Origin of the sequence: Microbacterium sp. IEGM 1404, from assembly GCF_030056775.1 — a bacterium.
Taxonomy (GTDB): domain Bacteria; phylum Actinomycetota; class Actinomycetes; order Actinomycetales; family Microbacteriaceae; genus Microbacterium.
Map to the genome: position 1 here is coordinate 649748 of NZ_JASHKP010000002.1, position 22196 is coordinate 671943.

The 22196-nt window shown below is 72.2% G+C and carries 20 protein-coding genes; 8 read left to right on the forward strand and 12 right to left on the reverse strand.

Going from position 1 to position 22196, the window contains the following annotated elements; all coding sequences use genetic code 11:
* Positions 1-50: 50 nt before the first annotated feature.
* From galT to QM517_RS08720, 4 genes are all read left to right on the forward strand, one after another.
* Positions 51-1226, forward strand: coding sequence for a galactose-1-phosphate uridylyltransferase (gene galT / locus QM517_RS08705; protein ID WP_283286667.1), 1176 nt, complete (start codon positions 51-53; stop codon positions 1224-1226).
* Positions 1223-2386 carry a galactokinase gene (gene galK / locus QM517_RS08710; protein WP_283286669.1) on the forward strand — a complete coding sequence of 388 codons (1164 nt, stop codon included), beginning with the start codon at positions 1223-1225 and terminating at the stop codon, positions 2384-2386. Before galT ends, galK begins: the two co-directional genes overlap by 4 nt.
* Positions 2387-2575: 189 nt before the next feature.
* On the forward strand, positions 2576-3529 hold the full coding sequence (locus tag QM517_RS08715) for a squalene cyclase (RefSeq protein ID WP_283286671.1): 954 nt from the start codon (positions 2576-2578) through the stop codon (positions 3527-3529).
* Positions 3530-3610: 81 nt separating this feature from the next.
* A complete protein-coding gene (locus tag QM517_RS08720) occupies positions 3611-5071 on the forward strand; it encodes a carboxylesterase/lipase family protein (protein WP_283286674.1) in 1461 nt (486 codons plus the stop codon).
* Positions 5072-5096: 25 nt separating this feature from the next.
* Here QM517_RS08720 and QM517_RS08725 read toward each other — a convergent pair whose 3' ends face one another.
* From QM517_RS08725 to QM517_RS08755, 7 genes are all read right to left on the reverse strand, one after another.
* On the reverse strand, positions 5097-6083 hold the full coding sequence (locus QM517_RS08725; protein WP_283286676.1) for an LLM class F420-dependent oxidoreductase: 987 nt from the start codon (positions 6081-6083) through the stop codon (positions 5097-5099).
* A 109-nt stretch (positions 6084-6192) separates the two neighbouring features.
* Positions 6193-7485 (reverse strand): hypothetical protein, encoded by a 1293-nt coding sequence (locus QM517_RS08730; RefSeq protein ID WP_283286677.1) that lies wholly within the window; start codon positions 7483-7485, stop codon positions 6193-6195.
* A gap of 288 nt (positions 7486-7773) precedes the next feature.
* On the reverse strand, positions 7774-8988 hold the full coding sequence (locus QM517_RS08735; protein WP_283286679.1) for a hypothetical protein: 1215 nt from the start codon (positions 8986-8988) through the stop codon (positions 7774-7776).
* Positions 8985-10112, reverse strand: a complete 1128-nt coding sequence (locus QM517_RS08740) for a hypothetical protein (RefSeq protein ID WP_283286681.1) — start codon at positions 10110-10112, stop codon at positions 8985-8987. Before QM517_RS08740 ends, QM517_RS08735 begins: the two co-directional genes overlap by 4 nt.
* Complete coding sequence (locus tag QM517_RS08745) at positions 10109-10912, reverse strand: heme ABC transporter ATP-binding protein (RefSeq protein WP_283286683.1); 804 nt, start codon at positions 10910-10912, stop codon at positions 10109-10111. Before QM517_RS08745 ends, QM517_RS08740 begins: the two co-directional genes overlap by 4 nt.
* The gene (locus QM517_RS08750; RefSeq protein ID WP_308208899.1) at positions 10909-12024 is read right to left on the reverse strand and encodes a FecCD family ABC transporter permease; all 1116 of its coding nucleotides are present in this window, start codon (positions 12022-12024) and stop codon (positions 10909-10911) included. The genes QM517_RS08745 and QM517_RS08750 overlap by 4 nt, the downstream gene beginning before the upstream one ends.
* Positions 12021-13115 carry a heme/hemin ABC transporter substrate-binding protein gene (locus QM517_RS08755; RefSeq protein WP_283286685.1) on the reverse strand — a complete coding sequence of 365 codons (1095 nt, stop codon included), beginning with the start codon at positions 13113-13115 and terminating at the stop codon, positions 12021-12023. Before QM517_RS08755 ends, QM517_RS08750 begins: the two co-directional genes overlap by 4 nt.
* A 152-nt stretch (positions 13116-13267) precedes the next feature.
* On the opposite strand from QM517_RS08755, the gene QM517_RS08760 reads away from it, so the two are divergent.
* A complete protein-coding gene (locus tag QM517_RS08760; RefSeq protein ID WP_283286687.1) occupies positions 13268-15085 on the forward strand; it encodes a hypothetical protein in 1818 nt (605 codons plus the stop codon).
* Positions 15086-15150: 65 nt separating this feature from the next.
* Positions 15151-16155: a hypothetical protein gene (locus QM517_RS08765; RefSeq protein WP_283286689.1), complete on the forward strand. Its 1005-nt coding sequence runs from the start codon at positions 15151-15153 to the stop codon at positions 16153-16155.
* On the opposite strand, the gene QM517_RS08770 is transcribed toward QM517_RS08765, so the two are convergent.
* The 5 genes from QM517_RS08770 to QM517_RS08790 all read right to left on the reverse strand — a co-directional run bounded on the left by QM517_RS08770 (position 16143) and on the right by QM517_RS08790 (position 20228).
* Complete coding sequence (locus tag QM517_RS08770) at positions 16143-16796, reverse strand: biliverdin-producing heme oxygenase (RefSeq protein ID WP_283286692.1); 654 nt, start codon at positions 16794-16796, stop codon at positions 16143-16145. The two genes, QM517_RS08765 and QM517_RS08770, sit on opposite strands and share 13 nt — an antisense overlap.
* 51 nt (positions 16797-16847) lie before the next feature.
* The gene (locus tag QM517_RS08775) at positions 16848-17147 is read right to left on the reverse strand and encodes a DUF2470 domain-containing protein (protein WP_283286694.1); all 300 of its coding nucleotides are present in this window, start codon (positions 17145-17147) and stop codon (positions 16848-16850) included.
* Between the two features lie 56 nt (positions 17148-17203).
* Positions 17204-18163 carry a DNA-methyltransferase gene (locus QM517_RS08780; RefSeq protein WP_283286695.1) on the reverse strand — a complete coding sequence of 320 codons (960 nt, stop codon included), beginning with the start codon at positions 18161-18163 and terminating at the stop codon, positions 17204-17206.
* Complete coding sequence (locus QM517_RS08785) at positions 18160-19209, reverse strand: lipoate--protein ligase family protein (RefSeq protein WP_077049717.1); 1050 nt, start codon at positions 19207-19209, stop codon at positions 18160-18162. The genes QM517_RS08780 and QM517_RS08785 overlap by 4 nt, the downstream gene beginning before the upstream one ends.
* Before the next feature lie 170 nt (positions 19210-19379).
* Positions 19380-20228 carry an alpha/beta fold hydrolase gene (locus tag QM517_RS08790; protein ID WP_283286698.1) on the reverse strand — a complete coding sequence of 283 codons (849 nt, stop codon included), beginning with the start codon at positions 20226-20228 and terminating at the stop codon, positions 19380-19382.
* Between the two features lie 88 nt (positions 20229-20316).
* On the opposite strand from QM517_RS08790, the gene QM517_RS08795 reads away from it, so the two are divergent.
* Together QM517_RS08795 and QM517_RS08800 are read left to right on the forward strand one after the other, a co-directional pair.
* Positions 20317-20778 (forward strand): MarR family winged helix-turn-helix transcriptional regulator, encoded by a 462-nt coding sequence (locus QM517_RS08795; protein WP_283286700.1) that lies wholly within the window; start codon positions 20317-20319, stop codon positions 20776-20778.
* Positions 20775-22187, forward strand: coding sequence for an MFS transporter (locus tag QM517_RS08800; RefSeq protein WP_283286703.1), 1413 nt, complete (start codon positions 20775-20777; stop codon positions 22185-22187). Before QM517_RS08795 ends, QM517_RS08800 begins: the two co-directional genes overlap by 4 nt.
* The last annotated feature ends 9 nt before the right edge of the window (positions 22188-22196 follow it).

Genomic DNA, 22196 nt, shown 5'->3' on the forward strand with positions numbered 1-22196 from the left:
GCCACCCCCTCGGTGTTGACGATATCACGGCTGATCTGTAGCGTGTTATCGTGAACACGGACAGCCCCACCGCAGTGGCCCTCGGCGCCGGAGTCGTCAAGCGCCCCACGCGCCTGGCCGACGGCCGCGAACTGATCTACTTCGACGACGCCGGCACGACGCTCGGCCCCGAGCGCGCGATCGACGCCCGCGAGCTCGACCCCCGCCCCGCCACCGCGACCATGCGACAGGACGTCCTCACGGGCGACTGGATCACCGTGGCATCCAATCGCCAGAACCGGGCGTTCCTGCCTCCCGCGCACCTGGATCCGCTCGCGCCGCAGACGCCGACCAACCCGTCGGAGATCCCGTCGCGCTACGACGTCGCGGTGTTCGAGAACAAGTCGCCGTCCTTCGGTCCCGCGCTCGACGTCGCCCACGGCGACGCCCCCGCCGCGGTCGACCCGCCGCGCGGCGACGACGACCTCGAGCACCTCGGACTCGGCCGCACCCGCACCTCCGTCGGGCGCTGCGAGGTCGTCTGCTTCAGCCCCGAGCACGAGGGATCCTTCGGCACGCTGTCGCGCGCCCGCGCCCGCACCGTCATCGAAGCATGGGCCGACCGCACGGCCGCACTGTCGGCCCTCCCCGGCATCCGTCAGGTGTTCCCGTTCGAGAACCGCGGGCAGGAGATCGGCGTCACCCTCCCCCACCCGCACGGGCAGATCTACGCCTACCCGTACGTCACCCCGCGGACGCAGCGCCTGCTCGACACCGTCTCGCGCACCTCGCCCGACCTGTTCGCGCGGATCCTCGAGTTCGAGGCATCCGGTCCCCGCGTGGTGCTGCGCGGCGAGCACTGGACGGCGTTCGTGCCGTTCGCGGCGCGCTGGCCCATCGAGGTGCACGTGCTGCCGCACCGGCAGGTCGCCGACCTCGCCGAGACGACGGATGCCGAGCGCGACGAGCTCGCCCCGTTCTACCTGCGGCTGCTGCGCGGCATCGACGCGCTGTACGACACGCCCACGCCGTACATCGCCGCGTGGCACCAGGCGCCCGTCGCCCGGGCCCGCGACAGCGTGCGACTCAACCTGCAGATCACGTCGCCGCGCCGCGCGGCCGACAAGCTCAAGTACCTCGCCGGGTCCGAAGCCGCCATGGGCGCCTGGATCGGCGATGTCACCCCCGAGTCGCAGGCCGAACGCCTGCGCGCCGCCCTCGACACCGTTCCGGAGGTGACGGCATGACCGCCGTCGACGACGCCCGCGCCCTGCTCGCCACCCTGACCGACGCGCCCGCCGCGGGGGTGTGGTCCGCCCCCGGCCGCGCCAACCTCATCGGCGAGCACACCGACTACAACGAGGGCTTCGTCCTGCCGTTCGCGATCGCGCAGCGCACCGCCGCCGCCGTCGCGCTGCGCGACGACGACGTGATCCGCGTGCGTTCGACCTTCTCCGCTGACGCGGTCGAGGTATCGCTCGCCGACCTCGACGCCCGCATCGCCGCCGGCGGCCTCGACTGGGCCGGATACCCGCTGGGCGTGGCGTGGGCGCTGCGCGCGGCGGCCCCGGATGCCGCAGCCCGGGGCGTCGACATCGCCCTGGCGTCGGAGGTGCCGGTGGGAGCGGGCCTCTCGTCGTCCGCCGCGATCGAGGGGGCCGTGGCCTCCGCCCTCAACGACGTGTGGGGCGCCGGGCTCGACAAGGTCGCCCTCGCGCGCGTCGGCCGCACCGCCGAGAACGACGCGGTCGGGGCGCCCACCGGGATCATGGACCAGATGGCATCCATGCTCGGCGAGGCCGATGCCGCGACCTTCCTGGACTGCCGCACGCTCGAGACACGACCGGTCGCCCTGGGCTTCGCGGAGGCCGGCCTCGCGATCCTCGTCGTGGACACGCTCGTCGAGCACGCGCACTCCTCGGGCGGGTACCGCGAGCGCCGCGCCTCGTGCGAGAAGGGCGCCGCGGCCTTCGGCGTGCCGGCGCTGCGCGACCTCACCGTCGACGACCTGCCCCGCGCCGCGGAGATCCTCGACGACGTGACCTTCCGCCGTGTGCGGCACATCGTGACCGAGAACCAGCGCGTCCTCGACACCGTGACCGCCCTCGACGCCGACGGGCCGCGCGCGATCGGCGACCTGCTGACCGCGTCGCACGCGTCGATGCGCGACGACTTCGAGATCTCGGTGCCCGAGCTCGACCTCGCGGTCGAGACGGCCCTGGCCGCGGGAGCGCTCGGCGCCCGGATGACCGGCGGCGGCTTCGGCGGCGCCGCGATCGCGCTGATCCCCACGGAGCTGGTGCCCGCGGCGACCGAGGCCGTGCACGCCGCGTTCGCGGCATCCGGATTCCGCGCCCCGAACGTGTTCACGGTGACGCCGTCGGAGGGTGCGCGCCGCGACGCGTGACGCTGCCGGCGGCCGTGACCCCGCGGGCCGCGGGGCGTCGCACGGCGCGGCATGAACACTTTCCGCGCGCAGAAACGCGCTCTCCACGCGTTTCTGCGCGCAGGGCGCGTTCAGGCGTGTCACCGACCGCGACCGCTCCCGGGCATGCCGCACTGGCGAGCCGCGGAAGCACGGGCGTAGCGTGCGGGAATGGCATCCGACGACGGCGTCCTCGACTGGCTGCACGACAGCGACCCCGCGCTGCGGTGGAAAGTCGAGCGCGATCTGCTCGACGCACCCGCCGCCGAGTGGGAGGCGACCCGCGCCCGGGTCGCGCGCGAGGGCTTCGGCGCACAGCTGCTCGCCCGGCAGGACCCGGACGGGCAGTGGGCCGGCGGCGCGCACTTCCCCGCCGACTTCGACGGCAACGACCCGCAGCCCTGGACGGCCACGTCGTGGTCGCTCATGGCGCTGCGCGAATGGGGCGTGGATGCCACGGCCCTCCGCCCCGACACCGCGGGGCTCCTCGAGCGCCACGCCCGCTGGGAGTACGAGGATCTTCCGTTCTGGGACGGCGAAGTGGATGCCTGCATCAACTCCTTCACCCTCGCGAGCGGTGCGTGGCTCGGGGCCGACGTGAGTGGCATCCGGGACTGGTTCGTCGAGCACCTCCTGCCCGACGGCGGCTGGAACTGCGAGTGGGTGGAGGGTTCGACGCGGTCGTCGTTCCACTCGACCCTGAACTCGGTGGTCGGGATCCTCGACGACGAGTGGCGCACGGGCGGCACCCCCGCGCTGCACGACGCCCGGCGCGGGGCCGAGGAGTACCTGCTCGAGCGGCGGTTGCTGTTCCGCCTCTCCACCGGCGAGAAGCACCGGTGGGCGGACCACCTGGGGTACCCGTTCCGGTTCCGCTACAGCGCGCTCCGCGCCCTCGACCACTTCCGCGCGGCCGCCCTGCACGACGGAACCGCTCCCGATCCGCGGCTCGCCGAGGCGATCGAACGGGTGCGCGCGACCCGCGATCCCGACGGCACGTGGCACCAGGCCTACCCGCCCGAGGGCCGCGAGTGGTTCCCGGTCGACGTCCCCGCGGGCCAGCCGTCGCGGTGGCTGACGTTCTTCGCGCTGCGCGTCCTGCGGTGGTGGGACACCCCCGCGTGAGTCGCCAGGATTTGTCGCCGTGAGCGCCCGCCAGGCGACAAATCCTGGCGACTCGCCCGGGTGGGACGACAGGATGGGGCGATGGATGCCACGCAACCCGTCGTCGCCACCACCCGCGGCCGCATGCGCGGGTTCACCCGCGGAGGGACGGCGGTGTTCCTCGGCATCCCGTTCGCGCAGGCACCCGTCGGACGGTTGCGGTTCGCCGCCCCGGAACCCCCGGACCCGTGGGAGGGAGAACGCGCCGCGACGACCTACGGCGCCACGGCCCAGCGCGGCGACACGGGCATCACGCTCATCCCCGAACCGAGCGTGCCCGGCGACGCCACGCTGAACGTGAACGTCTTCGCGCCGCGGGACGCGACCCCGGATGCCGCGCTCCCGGTGCTCGTCTGGATCCACGGCGGCGGATTCGTGTCGGGGTCGCCCGCGAGCCGCTGGTACGACGGCGACGCGTTCGCGCGCGACGGCGTGGTGACGGTGGTGATCTCGTACCGGCTGGGGTTCGACGGCTTCGGCGCGATCGACGGAGCCCCGTCCAACCGCGGGCTCCGCGACCAGATCGCGGCGCTCGAGTGGGTGCGCGACGAGATCCGCGCCTTCGGGGGCGATCCCGGCCGCGTGACGATCGCGGGCCAGTCGGCGGGCGGCGGATCCGTGCTCGCGCTGCTGGCGAGCCCCGCGGCATCCGGTCTGTTCCAGCGCGCCATGGCCCTGTCGCCCGCGCTGGGGGCCGTCGCCGCGCCCGACGCGCGCCGGTTCGCCGACCGTCTCGCGGCCCTCGCGGGCGTGCGCCCCGACCGCGACGGCTTCACCACCCTGCCCGAGGAGCGTGTGCTCGAGCTGCAGCGGCAGGCGCAGAAGCCCGAACGTCGCGCCCGGCTCGCCGGACTCACCGCGCTGCTCGACGACGGCCTGCCGCTCGGACCGGTGGTGGACGGGGAGCTGCTCCCGCGACCGCCGCTCGACGCCCTCGCCGACGGGGCGTCGGCCGACATCCCCCTGGTGGTGGGCGCGACCGACGACGAGTTCACGATGGTCACGGCCCGCTGGCGGAAGCCGCTGGGGCTGGTCCCGGTCGCGCTCGCCCTCGCCGTCCTGGGGCTCGGTCGCTCCCGGCGGCGGGCCTACCTCGCGCGGTCCCGACGGCGGGGTGCTGCCGCCCGGCTCGGCGGCTACGTCTCGGACCGGGTCATCCGCTCCGTCGTGCTGCGCACCGCCCGCGCCCGCGGTGGCGACGCGACGTGGGTGTACCGCTTCGCGTGGCCGTCCCCGCCGATCGGGTTCGCGTGCCACTGCCTCGACGTGCCGTTCTGGTTCGACCACCTCGACGCCGGAGGCGTCACCGCGATCGCCGGCGACGCGCCGCCCACCGACCTCGCCGGCGAGATGCATGCCGCCGCGGTCGGTTTCATCCGGGACGGCGACCCGGGATGGCCGACCTGGGATGCCACGACCCGCCGCGGGCGCGTGTTCGGCGCCCCGGCATCCACCCCGCCCGTCGAGCCCGACGCGTACGCCGAGGTCGCCCCGCTGGTCTGAGGGGCCGCGCGTGAGGGGCGGAGCTTCACGCGAGCGCGGGGACCACCTCGCGCTCGAACAGCGTGAGGCCCGAGGTGTCGTACGCGGCCTCGGGGAAGTAATGGATGGCGTAGCCGAGGCCGTGCTCGGCGCGGGCGCGCAGGCGTTCGACGATCTGCTCGGGGGTGCCGAACGCGTCGGAGGCGCGGTAGTCGGCCTCGATGGCATCCGCCCGCTCGTCGCCCACGTGAGGCCGGAGACGCGCCACGACAGCGGCGAGACGCTCGTCGGCCTCGGCCTCGGTGGCCGCGACGATCGTGTTGAAGTTCGTGGACCGCGTGATCTCGCCGAAGTCGCGGCCCTGTGCCTCGCAGTGCCCGCGCAGCACGTCGGACTTGTGGTCGAACTCCTCGAGCGAACCGCCGAAGTTCGTGTACGAGGCGTAGGTCGCGGCGATCTTGAGCGTGACCTTCTCGCCGCCGCCGGCGATCCACAGCGGGATGCCGCCGGGCTGGAGCGGCTGCGGCTGCACGATCGCGCCGTCGACCTCGTAGTACTTCCCGGCGAGTGTCGCCGAACCGGTGGTCCATGCCTGGTGCATGATCTCGACGCCCTCGCGGAGGCGCCCCAGACGCTCGGCGATCGGCGGGAACCCGTAGCCGTACGCGCGCCACTCGTGCTCGTACCAGCCGCCGCCGATGCCCATCTCGGCGCGACCGCCCGAGATGAGGTCGACCGTCGCCGCGACCTTCGCGAGGTAGGCCGGGTTGCGGTAGCCCATGCACGTGCACATCTGCCCGAGGCGCACCCGGTCGGTGACGGCGGCGAAGGCGGCCATGAGTGTCCACGCCTCGTGCGTCGCCTCGGCGCTCGGCACCGGGGTGGTGTGGAAGTGGTCGTAGACCCAGATGGACGACCACGGCCCCTCATCAGCGCTCTGGGCGAGCGAGCTCATCGCCCGCCACTGCTCGGCGGGGTCGATACCCACCAGATCGAAGCGCCAACCCTGCGGGACGAAGATGCCAAATTCCATGGGCTTCACCTTAGGGCCGTGGTCGGACAACCGCGCGGGCTTGCAGTCGTCCTGCGCAGCCCCGGCCCACCGCTCGTGCGGCAGACCAGGGCCCCGTCGGATCGCGCCGCTAGCAGGCCGCGTTCTGGACGTAGTTCACAGCCGCGCCGTTGGCATCCGTCATGCTCCCGGTCGCCGAGGAGAAGTTGCCTGCCAGCGACGTATTGCCGGCGTACAGCTCGCCCGCCGGGGTCAGGAAAAACCATCCGCCCACTGCCCGCGCGTTCGCCGGAACCGAGGAATACGAGGCGTAGGGGGTCGATCCGGTCGCGACCTTCGCAACGCCGTCGTCCACGAAGTTCACGGAGGCTCCGTTGGAATCCCGCGCATTGCCGAAGGCCGAGGAGACTCCGTTGGCGAAGGCGCTGTTCCCGCCGTAGAGGTCTCCGCCGGGCGTGAGGAAGTAGTAGCCCCCGACGGCCACCGCATTCGCGGGCACCGAGTTGTAGGACGCGATGATCGCCGTTCCCTTGATCTCCCTGCCACCACCCGGTTGCACGAAGTTCGCCTGGGCGCTGTTCGCATCGGTCATCGACCCTCGCGCGGAGGACACTTGCGTCGCCACGGAGGTGTTTCCCGCGAACAACTCCCCGGTTGGAGAAAGGAAGAACCAGCCCCCCACGGCCGTGGCGTCGCTCGGGACGTTCCCATAGGTCGCGATCACCGTGGCAGCATTCGCTACTGTGGCGACACCGCCTTCGACGTAGTTGACATAAGCGCCATGGGAATCTGTGATGTTGCCGACCGCGGAGGACACGTTGCTCGCGAGGAGTTTGGTGCCGGCGTAGAGGTCGCCGCCGGGTGTCAGAAAGTACCACCCACCGATGGCGACGGCATCAGGCGGGAGCGGGGAGTAGCTTGCGACGACAGATGCACCCCTCGCCTCGTGCCCCACGACGCTCGTCGCCGTTCCAGAAAGGGAGCTCGTCGCAGAGACCACACCCGATGTCGCAACGATCGTCTGGGTGGTCGGCACGGAAGGAACCGTGATCGCGGGTACCGCCAGCGTTCCTCCCGCCGCGGAGACACCGGTCCACGTCGTGGCACCTCCGGCGAATGTGTACCCGCCCGACAAGCTGACCGTCACCGACTCACCCGCCGAGGGAACGCCGTTGCTCGTGACTGTCACCTTGGCGCCGGTGATGGTGCTGCATGCCTGGCCGCTGTACGCGCTCTGGTCGAAGGAGAGGGCGAGCGTGGTGGAGGCTGCCGCCGCCGACGCCGTTGCCGTGATCAGAACAGCTGGAATCGTCCAGGCCGCTCCAGCGAGCACCGTGCGGCGGCTCGGGTCCGGAAGCTCTCTCTCACGCCCCGGGTCGTCGCCGGCTGCGCTGGGCGGGGCAAACTGCTCTCGTTCGTTCATTCTCGTCCTCCGGTTCGGGTATGGAGGTCGGCACAGGAAGTCGCTGTTGGGCACAGCTGAAAGATGCCGACGTCACCAACTCTTGCGACACATGCCACCGGGGAGGGACACTTACTCCTTCGATCGGCCGGGGTGAAAGTCAGCTTCTCTCGGGTGAACACTTGACGCGCATCGTTGGGAATCCGCCGATCCCTCTCCCCTCACCCGACTCTCGGATGCCGGTCAACGACCCGTGAGACTGCGATTCGGGCCTCGCGGTGCCGACCTCCCGAGCCCGGCCGCGCTGCCTCAGACGGGGCGCAGGCGCCGGCCCTGCCAGGGCAGGGCCTGCATCATGCTCAGGACGGCGACGATCGCGATGCCGAGCGCCGCGGCGGAGCCGAGCAGGGGCAGCACCACCGGCGAGAGCACGCGGCTCACCTCGGGGACCAGACCCGCGGCCTGCGGCTGGGTCGTGATCGGGGCGTTCGCGGCGAAGAACGCGCGCGCCGACTCCGCCGGGTCGATCTCGGCGGGCGCTCGGCGCAGCGCGTTCACCGGCGCGGCGGCGGCGGCGGAACCACCCGCGGTCGCGACCGGCACCGGGACCGGGGCCGCGGCCGAGTAGCTCACCGTGAGCGGCGACGCCGGCTTGGCGGCATCCCGGACTCCGCCGGTCGTGAGCCAGTACCCCTGCTGACCCGTCTGACGGTGGAAGTCGATGAAGGACTGCGGGAACGACCCCCAGAACGCCTGGGTGGTGGCGGTGCGGGCCGCCTGGCCCCCGCCCGTGGTCGTCACGCCGAGATACCGCGGCGTGACCGTGAAGCCACCAGCCCCGGCGACGTCCGCGCCGTCGATGTCGGCGAGCACGACGGTCTGCGGCGCGATCGGGTTCCACGTCGTCGTATCGTCCATCGAGGTGCCGTATCCGCTCGCGGTGCCCACGAGCCGCCCGTCACCGGAGGCGTCGAGGGCCAGTCGCGGGTCGGACACGCTCCAGTACGTCATCCCGCCGTAGAAGACGACCGTGAACGATCCCGACCACGAGATCTCGACGGCTCCGTCGCGGCGGGTGCCCGTCCCTCCGTCGATCACGACCTGGTTGCCCGAGGCGCTCGCGGTCGACGACACCGACACCGGGGCACCCGTCGGGTCCTGGCACTTCGTCGCCCAGGATGCCGTGGTCCAGCCGCCGTCCGCGGTCGGCTTCTCGATCCGCACGTTCGCGTCCTGCGCGCGGTACAGCCCGTCGCCCTCCGTCCACACCCGGGAGCCCCCGGCATCGCCCGCGGCGCCGGCGCTGAGGAAGTTGCATCCCCCGGCGAACGCTCCCCCGCCCGCCTCGGCGTTGAGTCCCCACCGCAACTGAGCGTCGGTGATCTCGCCGTCGAATCCGGCGTCGCCTGTGCCCGGGACGGTCACCACGACGTCGTCCGGACCGGCGGCCGCCGCGGGTGCGGCGGCGAGTCCGAGCACGACGGCCAGCGCGAGACCCGCCCGCAGCAGCACCCCGGGCCTCACGAGGACACCCCCGCCGTCGCCCGCTCGAACACGGGAGTCGCGGCTCGCTCGGGCACAGGAGTCGCGGTCTCCGCCCTCCGCGCCCGTCGGCGCGACCGGGCGCGCACGACCGCGGTGACGATGCTCGTCACCACCAGCGCGGCCGCCAGCGCGACGCAGGCCAGCAGCAGCACGAGCACCCAGGTGGGCGCGCTCGACCCCTCGGAGACGGATGCCGCGACGCTTCCGCCGCCCACCGTGACCTCGGCCTCGGCCACCGCCCCCGAACCCGCACCGCGCAACGTGAGCAGGTGCGTGCCGTCGCGGATCTCGCGCGGGACGGGCAGCGCCGCCGCCACCTCGCCCTGGGCGCCCGCGGTGAGCGGGCCGACGGCCGTCAGGCCGCCGTCGAGCGAGGCCACGACCTGCTCGCCGGGGGTGAACCCCTGCCCGGTGAAGACGATCGAGGTGCCGGCGGCGACCGATGCCGACTCGACTCCCACCCGGACGGCCCCGGCGGATCCTTCGGTCGGAGCCGAGGCGGGCGTCGATGCGGCCGGCGCGGCGGCCCCCGCGAACGACACGGGGGTGAACGTCTCGTTGTTCGCGTTCTTCACGCCGTGCGCCCCGATGGTGATGATCCCGCAGGTCACCGTGCGGCAGTCGACCTCCGAGACCCGTCCGTCGCGGTCGTGGCTCTCGAAGACGGCTCCCGGGATCACCATGCTCACCGACCACGACCCGTCCGCGCCGAGGACGCCGTTCGCGGCGCTCTCGGTCTGACCGCCCGGGAAGGCCAGGAAGCGCTGATACCCGTTGTTCTCGGCCGACTCCGCGTCGGGCACGTACCGGTAGTCCTCGCCGACGACGCCCCCGGCGCTCGGTCGCCACGAGCCGCCCGCGGGGTCGTCGACCCAGCCGAAGAGCACGTAGACGCCGCCGAAGCCGTTCGGGATCGCCTGGAAGCCCGACCCCGACACGGTGACGTCGGTGGCGTACTCGGCATCCGCGGATGCCGTGCCCTGGGGACCGCTGACGGTCACGGTTCCGGCGGCCCACGCCGGGGCCGCGGCGACCACCGCACCGGCGGCGGTCAGAGTGAGGACGGCCGCGGCGGCGGACAGGCGGAGGGACAGACGTTTCATGCGAGGGCTCCGGGGGTGGGGGATGTCGACGGGACGGGGTCGGCGACGACGAGCAGCGTTCCGCGGGGGCCGTCGGCGACGGTGATCGGATGCCGATAGACCCGCGTGAGCAGGTCGGGGTCGAGGACGTCGCGCGGAGGACCGACGGCCACCAGACGGCCGCCCTCGAGGAGGGCGATGCGGTCCGCGTACGCGGCGGCGAGCCCGAGGTCGTGCAGGACCACGACGGCGGCTCCCCCGGCATCCACCCGCTCTCGTGTGCGGGCGAGCACACGGTGCTGATGTCGGATGTCGAGGCTCGCGGTGGGTTCGTCGAGCAGCGCGATCGCGCACTCCTGCGCGTACGCGCGCGCGAAGGCGGTACGGGCCCGCTCTCCGCCCGACAACCCCGTGACCGGACGATCGGCGAACGCGTGCACCTCGCCGGCCGCGAGCGCCTCGGCCACCGCGAGGTCGTCGCGGGAGGCCTCCGGATGCCGCCGCCACGGCGCGCGGCCCATCCGCACGACATCGCGGACGACGAAAGGGAACGACACCTCGTTGCTCTGCGTCAGAACAGACCGACGTCGGGCGCGCTCGGCGACGGGTCGGGAATCCATCACCGCGCCGTCGAGCTCGACGACACCGGCCGCGGGAACACGGTCGCCCGCGAGCACCGACAGAAGTGTCGACTTCCCCGCCCCGTTGGGGCCGACGAGCACGACCAGCTCGCCCGCGGCGAGGTCGAGGTCGACCGCGTCGAGCACGCGCCGACCCGCGACGTCGACGGAGATCCCGCGGGCGCGGAGCACCACCGTCATCCCCATCCTCCCGACCGACGACGCGTGCGGCGCAGGAGCCAGAAGAAGAACGGTCCGCCGATGAGGGCGGTGAGCATGCCGATCGGCAGTTCCGAGCCCGACACCGCGGTGCGCGCGGCCAGGTCGGCGGCGAGCAGCAGCACCGCACCCCCGAGCGCACTGGCGGGGAGCAGCAGCCGGTGTCCCGGCCCGAGCACCATGCGCATGAGGTGGGGCACGACGAGTCCGACGAAACCGATGATCCCGCAGAAGGCCACGGCCGCGCACGTGAGCAGGGCGATCACGACGATCGCGACGACGCGGAGCCGCTCCACCCGCACTCCCAGGTGCTCCGCCTGCCGCTCCCCGAGCGCGAGGAGGTCGAGGCTGCCGGCGAAGAAGAGGCACACGGCGATGCCGACGACGGCCAACGGCGCCACGACGGCGAGGTCGTCCCAGCGCGTGCCGTTGAGCGACCCGAGCTGCCAGAAGACGATCTGCTCCCGCTGCTGCGTCGACCCGAGGTACGTGAACAGCGCGATCGCCGCCCCGCCGACCGCGTTGACCGCGATGCCCGTGAGCACGAGGGTGACGACCTCTGTGCGTCCGTCCGACCGCGCGGAGACGTAGACGATCACGGTGGCGGCGAGCCCGCCCGCGAAGGCGAGCGCGGGGAGGGTGAGGGGCCCGAGGAAGCCGAGCCCGAAGACGATGGATGCCGATGCCCCCACCGCCGCGCCCGAGGAGATGCCGATGACGCCCGGCTCGGCCAGCGGATTGCGGAAGACCCCCTGCATGACGACCCCGGCCGTGGCGAGCGTCGCCCCGACGAGGACTGCCATGAGGATCCGGGGCAGACGGATGAGCCACAGCGTCGCCTCGCCGTTGACGTGCTCCATAGCAGCGCCCGGCGCGACGGACAGGAAGCCCACGCCCAGGGCGCGCACCGCGTCGTTCCACGCCCGCGCGAACGCCCCCAGCACCTGATCGGGCGGGATCGACAGCTGCCCACTGCCGGCCGACACGACCGCGAGCACCACGAGCGCGACGGCGAGCGACGAGAACACGGCCGGGACGCGGATCGAGACCCGGGACCGCGGCGCCGCGACCGGCGCGGCCGCGACGGCCGTCACCCCGCGGCCTCGGGCGCGTACACGGCGACGGCGAGCGCGTCGAGCACGTCGGCCGCGGCGGGGCCGAAGCTCAGCACCGTGGTGTCGGACATGTCGACGATGCGGCGATGACGTCCGGCATCCGTCTGGGCGACCGCGGGGAGGTGCTCGACGAGCCCGTCCACCCCGCCGACGGACTCGAGGCCCTTCGTCATCATGATGAGCAGGTCGGGGTTCGCGTCGACGAGGGCCTCGTCGGTGATCGGCCGCATTCCCGTCCAGCCGATCTCTCCGGCCACGTCGACGCCCCCGAGCGCCTCGATCAGGCTGTCGGCGCCGGACTCCTCGCCGAACAGGTAGTACACCCCCGACTGGCCGCGGACGTAGAGGAACATCATGCGCACCTTGCGCGCGGGGTCGGTCGGGGCGACGTCGGCGATCTGCGCGATCTTGGCGTCCACCGCCGCGGTGGTGCGCGCGGCGAGCGCGGCGGCGCGCGAGGGGACACCGAGGGCCGCGCCGACCTGTTCGATGAGCGACCCGATGTTCTCGAGCGAGCGGTGCGAATCGACGACCACGACGGGGATGCCGGCATCCCGCATCTGCAGGATGGTGTCCCACGGTCCGAGGCTCGTGTCGGTCAGGATCACCGTGGGGGCGGCGTCGAGGATCGCCTCGGCGTTGAGGTCGTGGCCGTTCTCGGTGACCGCGGGCAGGTGGGCGGCCTCGGGGAAATCGGTGGAGACGTCGCGCGCCACGACCTGGTCGCCCAGGCCGAGCTCGAAGACGATGCGCGAGAGCGAGCCGTAGATGTCGAGCGTGAGGATGCGCGTGGTGTCGGTGATTGTCACGGCGGTGCCCTGCGAGTCGGTGAGCGTCACGGGCAGCATCTGGGCTCCGTCGGTGACGGGCATCACGGGCGCGGCGGCCGCGACGGCCGTGGAAGGACCCTCCCACGACAGCGGGTCGGCGAGGGGTGTCACCTCGGCCAACGGCGGCGTGGCCGCGGCGGTCTCCCCGTGTCCGGGGGCGGCGGTGCAGGCGCTCAGGCCGAGCGCCACGGTCAGCGCGAGCGCGAGCGCGGCGGGGCCGCGCGTCGTTCGACGGATCATGAGACGAACCTCCAAGTAAGGTGAGCCTACCCTTAACATTGCCTGGAATCCGACTTCATGGTTAGGTAACCCTAACCTGCCTTCCAGCACCTCACCGGGGTGCGCCGCGGCCTGCCCGCGGGACTCGTCGGAGGGCGGAGAAGGGAACAAACGTGGACTCCTCCACGCATAGACACCGGTTCGTCCGCGTCACCGCCGCCAGCCTCGCGGCGGCGGCGCTGGCCCTCGGCGGCGCACTCGTCGCCGCCCCCGCGCACGCCGCCGGGACGACCATCGACGACGCCGTCTTCCGCTGGGGCCTGAACGCCGAGGCGAACGCGGCCGCGTTCGCCCCCGGGACGGTCAACCTGCTGTCGGCCGGAATCGTCACCGCCGACTCCTCGGCCGACCGTGTCACGGCGTCGAGCTGGAAGCAGAGCGACGGCAACACGCGGATCCTGAAGCTTCAGGCCGACGGCAGCTACGCCGCCGCCACCTTCGCGGGTCTGCGCACCGACGCGAACGGCACCACCCTCACCACCGGCAACGGCCTGAACTCGGGGCACATTGCCGAGATCGCCGGCGGCACCGGGACCGTCGACGTGGATGCCGGCACCGCCGAGATCCAGTGGACCGGGTCGTTCACCTCGGCGTTCTACTCGGGCATGACCCGCTCGTGGATCACCGACCCGAAGCTGACCGTCGCGAGCGACGGCACCGGCACCGTCACCGCCACGCTCGGCGGCTACGGCACCTCGATGGACGACCCCGACAAGTTCGAGGCGCTGACCCCGGTGGCGAACGTGGTCATCGCGACCCTCACGGGCGTGGATGTCACACCGACCGGCTTCACCGTGACCCCCGACTACCTCGGTCGCACCGTCACCCTGCCGGCCGGATCGGTCGCCCAGGTGACCACGGGCAGCACCGCCGGCGCGTTCCCGCAGTCGTTCGTCGACTTCCAGATCGCGACCGGCCAGGGCTCGTACTGGTACTCCTCGGGCGGGTCTGCCGACGCCCGGAAGCCCGCGAGCGCGCTCTCGGTCGCCTACACCGCAGCGCCCGTGGCATCCACGCCCACCGTCACCGTGTCGAAGACCACCGGCATCGCCCAGGGCGAGACCGTCACCGTCACCGGAAGCGGGTTCCTGCCGTCGGGCACCGCCACCAACGGGGTGCGCCCGCCCCTGGCCGGACAGTTCAGCGGCACGTACGTCGTGTTCGGCAAGTTCGCCGACACGTGGCAGCCCTCTGCCGGGGCCGCGTCGTCGGCGCGTTCCGTCATCGCGCAGAAGTGGGCGGTCCCCGCCGCGAGCGTGGCCACGATCGGCGGCGCCGGCAGCGGAGCGATCGAGCTGACGGCCGACGGCACGTTCTCGGTCGACCTCGCCCTCACCACCACCGAGGCGCAGAACCTCGCCGCGGGACGCTTCGGCATCTACACGTACGCCGGGAGCGGCACCGTGTACGCCCCGTTCGAGACGTTCACGCCGATCTCGTTCGCCTCGTCCTCCGACGTGATCGTCGAGGTGCCGGCGTGGGTCGACGCCCCGACGGGCTCGTTCGGCTGGGCGTTCGACGGCTCCTCCCCGGCCAGCCTCGGCACGGCGGTGCAGGACGGCGCGAACTTCACGGCATCCGGGACGCTGACGAACATCGTCGTGACCGACACGCGCGCCGGAGGCACCGCCCCGTACACGTGGAGCATCTCGGGGCAGGTCGGCGACTTCGCCTCCCCCGCGGGCGACTCGTTCGCCAGCGACCTGCTCGGCTGGAAGCCCAAGGTGGTGACGGCCGGACAGAGCGTCGCCGCCGGCGCCGAGATCGCGCCGACCCGCCTCGGCGGCACGGGCCTCGGAGCGTCGCGCGTGCTCGCGTCGTCGACCGCGGCAGCCAGCGCCACCATCGGAGCCGACCTGACGCTCGTGATCCCCGGCACGACCCCCGCGGGCGACTACACCGCGAAACTCACCATCACCGCCCTGCAGTGACCCTCACGACGGGGACTCCGGCACGCGCCGGTGTCCCCGTCGTCCGTTCCCGAGAAAGCCCGCCCGTGCTCGCACGCCTCCCCCTTCCCGCCGCCCTCATCGGGACCCTGCTGCTCGGCCTCGCGTTCGCCGGGCCGGCGCCCGCGACCGCTGCCGACGGCGGCGTCGCCTGGACCGTCCAGACCGCCGACAACGACCACGGCACGGGCCGCGCGAACTTCACGTACGACGCCGTCGACCCCGGAACCGTGATCTCCGACGCCATGACCGTGGTCAACACCGGCACCGAGCCCCTCCCCCTCGCCGTGTACGCAGCCGACGCCTTCACGGCATCCACGGGCGAGATCGACGTCCTCGTCGACGGGCAGCCGTCGCGCGACGCGGGGACGTGGGTGTCGGTCGACGCGAGTTCGCTCTCCCTGTCCCCGGGCGAGTCCGCGGTGGTGCCTTTCACCATCGCGGTGCCCGCCGACGCGCGCCCCGGCGATCACGCCGCGGGCATCGTCACCTCGCTCACGAGCACCGACCCCGCGTCGACCCTGTCCGTCGACCGGCGTCTCGGGACCCGCATCAACCTCCGCGTCACCGGTGAGCTGACACCCGCCGCGGTGGTGTCGGCGGCCTCCGCGCGGTACGAGGCATCCTGGAACCCGTTCGAATCGGGCCGCCTCGTGATCGAGTACACCCTCGAGAACACCGGCAACACGCGGCTGACGGGCTCGGAGACGATCGCGACGGCGGGCCTGTTCGGAGCCCGCAGCGCTCCGACCCAGCTGACCGAAGTGCTCCCCGGATCGACCGTGGAGATCGCCCGCGGGATCCCGGTGTTCTCCCTCGGGTGGGTCGGCGGCTCGGTCGAGCTGACGCCCGAGGCGGTCGGTCTCGGTGCCGCTCCGCTCGCCCCGGTGACGGCCGGGTTCTCGGTCGCCGCCCCGCCGTGGAGCCTGTACGCGCTGCTCGCCGCGATCCTCGCCGCCGCGCTCACGACCGTGCTCATCGTGCGGCGACGGCGAAACGCGGCGGGGAGCGCCGCGGTGGCCGCGAGCGACGTGCCGGCTCAGGCCGACTGAGCCGCCTTCGCGCGCGACAGATCGACGAAGAGCTCGGTGTTGAACCGGTAGGCCACGAGCACTTCGTCGATGACGCGTTCCTTCTCGTCCGCGTCCCAGGGCGCGGCATCCAGCTGCTCGCGGTAGACGTTCTTGAAGGCCTCGGGGTCGGCGATGTCGCCGAACAGGTAGAACCCGACGCCGTTCGTGTCGAAGCCGAAGCGGCGCTGCATGAGCCGGCCGATGAACTGTCCGCCGGAGAGGTCGCCGAGGTACCGCGTGTAGTGATGCGCCACGAATCCGCCCGGCCACGTGGCGGCGACTCGGCGGATCCGCGCGACGTACGCCTGGGTCGTCGGCAGCGGCGAGATGCGCTCGCGCCAGTCGGCGCCGATGAGGAACTCCAGGTCGGCCTCGAGCGCGGGCAGGCGCGTGAGCTTGTCGCTGAGGAACACGGATGCCACCGGGTCGACCCGCATGCGCTCGGTGGCCGCTTCGAGCGCCTCGTAGATGAACCAGTGCTGGGCGACGAGGGCGACGTAGTCCTCTCGCGTGCCCGAGCCGTTCATGAGATCCGTCATGAAATCCGCGCCCTCGCTCGAGGAGTGGGCGGTGGGCGGGCGCTCGCGCAGGGCGGTGGAGAAGGAGAGGACGTCGCTCATGCGGCCATCATACGCAAAAGGTTAGGTTAGCCTCACCTTTATTCGAGACGATCAGTGCGGACGAGGAACGACACCGAGACGCCGACATGCCTCGTCGTACAGGGCGACGATCTCCCGGCGCACCTCCGCACGTTCGGTGATAGGCCCGCCGAGCCACCCGACCCGCAGCGCCACCGCGTCGGCACCGACGGCCCACTCCCCGCCGTCGCCGTCGAAGCCGGTCATGACGGCCATGTCCACCGCCGGATCGGGGCCGAACGCCCGGGCGATGAGGACGTTGTCGTCGCGGTGGTCGTCGTTCATGTGCGCGAGGACCGCACGGCGGACCTCCGGGGCGAATCCGTGGCTCATTAGGCAACCCTAACTTCACCGGCCCCTCCGCGCGGACGGCGCCGAGCCCGCGCCGCTCAGCCCCGGAACGCCGCCAGCCGCTGGTGCATCACGGCGACGGCGTCCGCGTTGTCGTCGATCAGGACGCTGTGTCGCCCCAGCGGAGCGGCGACGGCACCCAACGTGCCGCTGCCGGCGAACATGTCCAGCACCCGGTCGCCCGGACGACTGGATGCCTGCACCATCCGCCGCAGCACGCCCTCGGGCTTCTGCGTCGGGTACCCCGTCTTCTCGCGACCCGTCGTCGGCACGATCGTGTGCCACCAGACGTCCGTGGGGAGCTTGCCGCGCGCCGCCTTCTCGGGGGTCACGAGGCCGGGCGCCATGTACGGCTCGCGGTCCACGGCATCCGAGTCGAAGAAATAGGCGGCCGGGTTCTTCACGTACACGAGGATCGTCTCGTGCTTCGTCGGCCAGCGGCGCCGGGTCTTCGCGCCGTAGTCGTACGCCCAGATGAGCTCGTTGAGGAACCGATCGCGGCCGAACAGCGCGTCGCACATGACCTTGGCGTAGTGCACCTCTCGGTAGTCCAGGTGCAGGTACAGGGTGCCGTCCTCGGCGAGCAGCCGCCACGCCTCCTCGAGACGCGGCTCCAGGAACGCCCAGTAGTCGTCGAAGCGGTCGTCGTACGTGCGCAGGTCGCCGCGCAGCCGCGCGTACTCGCGACCGTGGAACCCGCGGTGGACCACCGGCACCGGCGCCGGCTCCTCGCCCGGGAAGACGAGCATCGCCGGATCGCGCGGCGGCTCGGATGCCAGGACCAGGGGTTCCTCGGCATCCGGGGTCTCGTCCACCGCGGGAGCCCGCAGAGCGGACTCGACCGCCTTGGAACGCGTGCGCCCGGTGTTGAACGGCGGGTCGAGGTACACGAGGGTGAAGGAGCCGTCCGCGAGGGCCGGGGTCACCGCGAGATTGTCGGCGTGGTGGATGTCGACGGTGCCGTGATCGAGCACGCCGTCCAGGGTCGTTTCGCTCACGGAACGCGCTGCAGCCACGCGTCGGTGTCGAACTTCGACGCCACGAGAGCTTCGGCCTCGGCGTACTCCTCGTCGGTGACATGCCCAGTGGTCGCGCCGTACAGGGTGGTGAAGGTGTCGATGAACCGCTGGATCACGGCATCCCGAGCCAGGCCCGTCTGACTGCGGAGCGGGTCGACGCGCTTCGCCGCCGAGACGGTGCCCTTGTCGCTGAGCTTCTCGCGGCCGATGCGCAGCACCTCGGTCAACACCTGGCCGTCCATGTCGTAGCTGAGGGTCGCGTGGTGGAGGACGCCACCGTTGGCCAGGCGCTTCTGCGCGGCGCCGCCGATCTTGCCGTGGGGACCGGCGATGTCGTTGAGCGGCTGGTAGACCGCGTCGATGCCGAGCGAGCGCAGCGCCTGCAGCACCCAGTCGTCGAGGAACGCGTAGGAGTCGGCGAAGGTCATCCCCGCCACCAGCGACGCGGGGACGTACAGCGAGTACGTCACGATCGAGTTGGCCGCCATGAGCATCGCTCCGCCGCCGGAGATCCGGCGCACGACGTCGAAGCCGTGCTTCGCGGCGCCCTCGGGGTCGACCTCGTTGCGCAGCGACTGGAACGAGCCGATGACGACGGCGTTCTCGTTCCACTCCCACAGGCGCAGCGTGGGCTTGCGCAGGCCCGCGCCCACGCGGGCGGTGAGCACCTCGTCGAGCGCCAGGTTCATGCGCGGCGACACGGGCGCGTCGTGCACGACCTCCCACTCGAAGTCGCCCCAGCCGGGCGCGGTGACGAGCGCGCGGCGGATCGCCGTGGCCACCGACTCGGGCGTGAAGCCGAGGAGCTGGGCGCCCTCCGGGAGCGCGGCCCGGATCGCCGCGGCGATCGTGGGGACGTCCGACTCGACGGGCAGGCCGTTGACGGCCGCGTCGATGTCATCCAGTGCGTCGTCGGGCTCGAGAAAGAAGTCGCCTGCGAGGTGGAAGCCGGCGATGCGACCGTCGCGCTCCTCGAGGTCGACCACGACCAGCTTTCCCCCGGGGACCTTGTACTCGCCGTGCATGCCTCCAGCCTACGGCGGGCCCGCACCGTCCGCGGCGGCGCGGGAACAGGGCCTGCGCCGGCAACAGGCGGATCCGGCGCGAATCGGCCTGTTCCCGCGGCATCCCCTGTTCTCGGAACATGGATGCCGCCCGCCCACCGCGGCACCGGGACCACGGATGCACGCCCGGTTCAGTCGCGCGACGGGAACCGCGCGTCGAGCCATGCGGCCAGATCCGCGCGCACCTCGGCCTGCTGGGCTTCGGCGAAGATCTCGTGCCGCGCGCCGGGGTAGACGAGGGTCGTGACGTCGGTGAAGCCCGACCGGTTCCGGTACGCGTCGGCCAGGAGGTGCACGCTGCGGGGGCCGCCGACGGTGTCGTCGCGTCCGACCAGCAGAAGGGTCGGGATGTCTCGCCCGAGGTCGCGCCGGGGCTTTCCGATCAGCTTCGCGGTCTCGATCGGGCCGAACAGGCGCAACAGCGGCGTCGAGGTCGTCAGGGGGTCGGCGAGGAAGTCCCGGCCCACCTGCTCGACGCTGGACAGCCATTCCATCCCGGTGCCCTTGAGGTGTTTCCACGGGGCGTTCAGGTCGCCGGAGTTCAGGGCACCGGGCCAGCGGAGCGCGGATCCGCTCAGGACGAGGGCGTCATAGGCATCCGGATGCCGGTCCACGAGCATCTGCGCGAGGAACGAACCCCACGAGTGCCCGAGGAGGATCAGCGGCAGATCGGGGTGGGTCTCGCGGATGATCTGGGTGAGGGTCCACACCGCGTCGCGGGCGGCGCCGAGCCCGCCGGGTCCGAGGCGGCCGAGCTTGCCGCGGTCGCCGTTCCACTGCCGGAGGCCGGTGCGGCCGTGACCGCGGTGGTCGTCGGCGTAGACGGTGTAGCCGTCGGCGACGAGGGCGTCGATCAGCGCGCCGTAGCGCCCCGCGTGTTCACCCACCCCGTGCAGCAGCTGGACGACGGCCCGCGGGGACTCCGCCTCGTGGACGTCGTACACGATGGGGATGCCGTAGGCGTCGACGAACTCGGGCATGCGCAGAGTCTAGGGGCGCGATCCCGGCCGGAAAACGATCGAACGAACCGTTAGCAAGACTAATGAGCTATGCTAACTATCGAGCATCATGAACGAACGCGTCGACGAATCCCCCCGATCCGGCCCGCGTGAGGAGCTCCACAGCCCGACCTCCGAGCTGCGGATGGCCACGTTCCGCCTCGCCCGCCGCCTGCGCGCCCAGCGCGCGGTCGACACCATGAGCGACGGGCAGTTCGCGGTGCTCGCGGCGCTCTCCATCCACGGCGAGCACACGCTCGGCCAGCTCGCGGATCGTGAGCGCGTGACCGCTCCCTCGATGAACCGCACGGTGTCGCTCCTCGAGGAGGCGGGCTACCTCACCCGCACCCCCGACGACGACGACCGCCGCAAGGTGACGATCGCCCTGACGGATGCCGGTCGCCTCGTCGTCGCCGAGACCGTGCGGCGCCGCGACGCCTGGCTGGAGGAGGCCCTCGCCGCCCTCGACGAGGAAGAACGGCGGACGCTGGCGGCCGCGGCCGAGATCATGCGAAAGGTGGCAGACACATGAGTGCGATGTTCCGCTCGTTCTCGGTGTACAACTACCGCGTCTGGTTCATCGGCGCCCTCGTGTCGAACATCGGCGCGTGGATGCAGTCCACCGCCCAGAACTGGGTCGTCCTCACCGAGCTCACCCCGGGCGACGCGGCCGCGATGGGCGTGACCATGGCGCTGCAGTTCGCGCCGCCTCTGCTGCTCGTCGGCGTCACCGGATGGGTCGCCGACCGCTTCGACCGCCGCAAGCTCATCATGTGCACGCAGAGCGCCATGCTGCTCCTGGCCATCGCGCTCGGCATCCTCCTGCTCACCGGCGTCATGACGCTGCCGCTGATGTTCGGTTTCGCCCTGGCACTCGGCCTCATCACCGCCTTCGACAACCCCGCGCGGCAGGCCTTCGTCTCCGACCTGGTCGCCCGGGAGAACGCCTCCAACGCCGTGGCCCTCAACGCCGCGTCGTTCAACACCGCACGGTTGATCGGCCCCGCCGTCGCGGGTCTCATGATCGTCGCGGTCGGAACGGGCTGGGTCTTCCTCGCCAACGCCGTGACCTTCCTCGGGATGATCACCGCCCTGCTCCTCATGCGCCCCCACGAGCTGGTCACCCACCACCGCGGCGGGGGACCCGCGCGACTCGCGGACGGATTCCGCTACGTCGCGAAGCGGCCCGACCTCGTGGTCACGTTCGCGATGGTGTTCCTCCTCGGCGCCTTCGGCATGAACTTCCCGATCTTCGCCTCCACCATGGCCCTCGAGTTCGGACGCGGAGCCGACGGCTTCGGCGTCCTCAGTTCGTTCGTCGCGATCGGCTCGCTCGCGGGCGCCCTCCTCGCGGCCCGCCGTGAGCGCGCCCGCTTGCGCGTCGTGATCGTGGGCGCAGGCGGTTTCGCGGTGGCATCCACGCTGTCCGTCCTCGCTCCGAGCTACGAGACGTACGCGGCGACGCTCGTCCTCACCGGGTTCTGCGTCGTGACCATGCTCACCACGGCGAACGGGTACGTGCAGACCACCACCGATCCGGCGCTCCGTGGACGCGTGCTCGCGCTGTACATGGCGATCCTGCTCGGCGGGACGCCCGTGGGCGCACCGATCGTGGGGTGGGTCGCCGAGGCGTTCGGCCCGCGTTACGCGATCGCCCTGGCCGCGATCGTCGCGTTCCTCGCGTGCGGCATCGGCGTCGCGTGGACGCTCGCGTCGGGCCGTGTGCACAAGCACGAGACGAAGCGCTTCCGGCTGACGCTCGACGAGACGCGCCCGATCACGACCGTCGCGCCCGAACCGGAGGACTTCAGCGACGAGATCGCCGGCACGACGCCGATCCCGCTGCCGGCAGAGCGCTCACCGCGCTCCTCCGCTCCGGGACGACCGGCGGGTCCGGGACGCCCGGTGGGGGCGGCACCGCACGCCCGCCCCTCGGCCTGAGCACCGCGC